2 pseudogenes are annotated in these 981 nt (G+C 74.5%); one reads left to right on the top strand and one right to left on the bottom strand.

Annotation, left to right across the window (positions count from 1 at the left end):
- Nucleotides 1-528, bottom strand: a pseudogene (locus tag ON21_RS30295) (hypothetical protein); the annotation flags it as partial.
- Between ON21_RS30295 and ON21_RS39720 the strand changes: the two are divergent.
- Nucleotides 518-981: pseudogene (locus tag ON21_RS39720) on the top strand (hypothetical protein); the annotation flags it as partial. The pseudogenes ON21_RS30295 and ON21_RS39720 sit on opposite strands and share 11 nt — an antisense overlap.

The following is a 981-nucleotide window of genomic DNA, read 5'->3' on the forward strand; positions in this document are numbered from 1 at the left end:
CGCGGCGGGGCCGTGCGGGCCGGGCTGTTTGGGACCGGGAGCAGGCCGCGGCGTGCTCGGCGGCTTGGTGACCGGCACCGGACCCGCCGGCGGTGTGACCACGCGATCGGTACCGGGCCTGCCACCGTCACCGGGGCGTTGGATGGGCAGCGCGACGGTCTTCGCGTCGTCCGAGCCGACTACCGGCATCGCCATCGTCACGTCGTCCGAACCGGGCGGGTTCTGCGGCTGAGCCGGGGTGGACGCACCGGTCCGCTCCGGCGCGGGAGCCTGCCCGGCCGACGGCTGCGGTTTGCGTATCACGACGGTCGCGGATTCGCCGCCCTCGGGGGTCGCCCCGGTCTCGACCTCGGAGTCGGGCTTGCCACCGGGCGGGGTGGTACCACCGGCGGCCGCCTGTCCCGCCTTCGTGCCGGACGCCGGTGCTTTGTCCGCGGCCGGTCGATCCGGCTGCGCCCCGGCGTCTTTCGAAGCGGACCCACCAGCGGGTGCCGTGCCGGTCGGAAGCTGATCCCGTTTGATCACCACGGTGCGTGACTGGTCCGGAGCGGAACCAGGCTGCGCGGTGCTACCGCCGGTCTCCGGCGCGGACTTGCGCTCGGACGCGGCCTTTTCCGCGTCGGGGCCCGGTGCCGGGCGTGGGCTGGATGCGCCCGGCCCGGAGGGTGCTGGCGCGCCGCCGATCTTTCCGGCTGGGGCGCTCGGTCCGGAAGGCGCTGTACCTTTGGCGCCGGGTGCGTTCGAAGCGGCTGGGCTGTTGGGCGCTGGTGTGCCGTCGCCCTTCGCTGCCGGTGTGTTCGCTGGTCCGGAAGGTGCCGTGCCTTTGGCGCCGGGCGTGTTCGAAGCGGCGGGGCCGGAGGGTGGCGGTGTGCCGCCGATCCTGCCTGCCGGTGTGTTCGCTGGTCCGGAAGGTGCTGTGCCTTTGGTGCCGGGCGCGTTCGAAGCGGCGGGGCCGGAGGTGGCGGTGTGCCGCCGATCCTG

This window comes from Nocardia araoensis NBRC 100135 (genome assembly GCF_000308435.1).
Taxonomy (GTDB): domain Bacteria; phylum Actinomycetota; class Actinomycetes; order Mycobacteriales; family Mycobacteriaceae; genus Nocardia; species Nocardia araoensis.